Here is a 3,188-nt window from a genome sequence, read left to right as displayed (position 1 = left end):
CCACCCGAGCGATCCGCGACGAACCCCAACGAGCACTGCCCATCCTGGGCATCACCAACGATTCCGACGTCTACGGAACTTGATCAGGCCCTGCTTGGTCCCTCGACCCAGATCTACTGCGCGCTCCGGTCCATTGAGGACTAGCCGAGCCCCGGCGCTATTGGATAGGGCCATTTATGAAGGCTGCGAAAATCCGGTGGAAGGGAGCTGGCGGCTCGACGATTGTGCCCGTCACTAGCACTGCCGTGACCCAAAGGAAATCACTTTCCTGACGGCACTTCAAGGCTGCTCCCTAACCCCTTCAGTCGCCGCCTGATGTTGACGGGGGTATCTGCGAGCTTGTACCGCGTTCCGTCTTTAATCGCACCCCTGACAAAATCGTGCGAAAGGAATTGGAGGGCCTCTTCGACAGCGGATGTGGGCGGCCTAGGGGTCATATCCTTCCGCAAAGCGTAGTAGATGTTTTCTACACTGATATACCCGCCCATAAGCGGATCCTCGTCCCGAGCCTCCGCGTGTAGCAGTTCCACCAACTTTGCGAGCAGTGCTGACGACCTCTCGGCTGAAGAATACTGCTCCTCGATATCAGTAAGATTATCTCCCGTTTGTTGGAAGAGTCCTTTCAGCTCCGTTAATGTGATCGGACTGGATAGATGGCGCTTAAGAATGGCGATTAGGTCTTCGACTGTAAGTAGCGTAAAACCATTGTTGGCAGCCCAGAGCCGTACCCGCTCCGCGAAATCGGGCCCAACTATCATGCCGAAATCGGCACGATGGATGCGCTGGTGATCTTTAAGGGCATCGAATTTGACGTTGTTGTCCGTAATGGTGCCGCTGGCCGAGGCTTTCGCATCGATTATTGCTCGATAGGCGTCGTTGTCCGGTAGGTGCGTTTCGAGGACGACGTCAGTCCGACCACTTCCTCCGAGATGTTGCGCTGCAAAGCCTAGAAACTCGAATGCTTGTGCAACTGCAATCTCAAATTCGCGGCTTGCGTCGCTGCGGTGGGAGTAGTTGCGCAGGTCCGCTGTAAGCTGCGCAATCTCATCAGCAATGTGGGGTCCGGATGTGGTTTCAACGCCGCCATCTTGTCTGCTCTGTGGGTCTTCAGGCTCCTCCAGCGGTAGCGACGCGATCAGTGCTCGTCCACGGATGCTTGCTCGGTAGCGGGTCCAGTCGATGCGATCTACCAGTCCGGCTTCTATCATAAAACCCAGTCGCGTCCTAATTTCGCTGTTGTCAATTTGTGCGAGCTCGTGGATTCGCTTTGCTGCCTTCACGATCTCGGGAACGGGTGTAGGTTCCAAAATTAGGGTAAGCAGTTCTCCGAAGAAGCGATAACGAGAATGGAGGTAGCGCACGAAGTCAAGCTCTTGTCCGGGCAGTATCAGGTCAAGTGTGCCCGCCTTTGGCGCATACTCGTTGAACGCTACGGATTCGATCACGCCCATCTGACGTAATGTCTGAAGGGTTTGAGTGATCGAAGACTTTTTCATCCCGAGTTGCTGTGAACAGCGATCGAAAAAATCCTCGACTGTGCACCTGTCACCGATCAGATCGACCAGTGCGCGAATCGCTTCGAGCGGTGTCACAGAACCGGCGTCAGATTCTCGATCTGGAGCCTTGCGCCCACGAGGAATATACCCCATGATTACCTTGCGATTCCGAAGGTCTTGATAGTCTAGTCCGCTCAGAAGGTCCGCGATCTCTTCGCGTGGTGCGGGTAGAGTAAAATCAATCTTCGCATCTCTTATCCGAAGCTCCTCGCCAACGGCTGCTGCAGCCTCAACAAGTTGGATTCGAGCGACGAAGGAGCGGCCACGTTCGGTGATCACGAACTTGTAAGCTTCCCATTGCTCGACAAGCCCAAGAAGCTCCATGAAGTTGATTCGCGCGTATAGCTGGGTCGTGCTCGTCCAGTGGAGCCCATATTCTCGGGCGAGGGCCAAAAAGTCAGCTTTGGAGCTTGGCTTCTCGATATTCACGAGGAGCTCGCCGAAGAATTTTGTACTGCTATGCAGATGCTCGGCCAGTGCGTCGTCGAGCGGGTTATCGAGCCACTTTAGAAGGGGCTCCGCAGCCACCCATCGATTATCGCTCTCACGCCGGACGAGCGCCCCTCGCGACAACTGATTGACGCATAGATCGTCAACACTCACGCTGACAGGTGGCCCCGCCGCCCGACGAACGAAGATCTCCTCGCCGGCCGGGCGGGGAAGCTGAGATGCGATATCGACAAGTGATTCCCGTCGTTCGCTCTTCTTTCCCGGGATGATCGCAATCGTGTTTGATCGCTCTGCCCACGGCCGGACTTTGATCATGGAGGCCTCCAACTGACCCGGTGCTTCAGCGCTCGCTACTAGAGGGGTCGTTGCAGACGCTAGCAAGCGGCACCGACATTGGCAGTAGTCCCGCCCGGGACCTCGGCAACTGCTCCCGTCGTATCCGCAAGCCGCTGCAGCGAGCGAAGGCCAAAGGCCAGGCAGGAGGAGGCGCCGTCGTGGGCGTAGGGCCGGGTCCGGCAGCTTGCCGTGCTACGTAAGTCCGGAACCCCTCGGCCCAGCCGGCTCGCAGGCGGGTTGGTAGCGAGTCAGTGGATCATCCGCGAACGCCGTGCCGCGTGGCGACTCTCGATCCTGCTCGACGACACGATCCAGCGTCTAAACACGCGGTACGGCACTCGATCACACTCGCTACGACGTTAGGTCACTTTCCCCAGCGGGGGGATCAGGCTCGGCCGGCGGTGGACCGGCTCTCGACAGCAGCGCTGACAGCAACCGCGCCGGACGGCGGCATGCTGATGAGGCCGCCGCAGGAAGCTCCTAACGTGTGGCCGTTCCCGAACACATGCGGACCCGGTGTACAGAGCTTGTAGGCGAAGAAGCCCCGGACCGCCATGATTAATGGCAGGTCCGGGCCTCCACGTTGATCGAGGCACAGACAGCGCCTCCGCCGGGGCCCTCGGGCACTCCGGCGGAGGCGCCATCCCGACAACCTCCGTCCGGGCAAAGCCGAGCAGGTAGGGCCTGCCCACTACACAAGTGTGCGGATGAAGGTCGATGGGATGGCTAGGAGCCGCAGCCTAGACGCTAACCTCGGTCTTTCACTTGAGCATGGATCCATAGCTTGTTATCGATGAAGTTGATTCGCGCTGGTTTTGCCGCTTTGTTGGCATGCTGAGGGCCCGG

1 protein-coding gene is annotated in these 3,188 nt (G+C 58.2%); it reads right to left on the bottom strand.

All coding sequences use genetic code 11. The features are described 5' to 3' along the window. Nucleotides 1–260: 260 nt before the first annotated feature. Nucleotides 261–2,321: a hypothetical protein gene (locus C569_RS33520; RefSeq protein ID WP_155945651.1), complete on the bottom strand. Its 2,061-nt coding sequence runs from the start codon at nt 2,319–2,321 to the stop codon at nt 261–263. Nucleotides 2,322–3,188: the final 867 nt, after the last annotated feature.

The sequence above is a fragment of the Micromonospora sp. CNB394 genome (genome assembly GCF_000374985.1).
In the GTDB taxonomy this organism is placed as follows: domain Bacteria; phylum Actinomycetota; class Actinomycetes; order Mycobacteriales; family Micromonosporaceae; genus Micromonospora; species Micromonospora marina.
This window is presented reverse-complemented; position numbering and strand designations above follow the sequence as displayed.

Excerpts from the sequence above, each read along its gene's own strand:
- C569_RS33520 (WP_155945651.1), bottom strand. The coding sequence starts at position 2,321 with ATGATCAAAGTCCGGCCGTGGGCAGAGCGATCAAACACGATTGCGATC.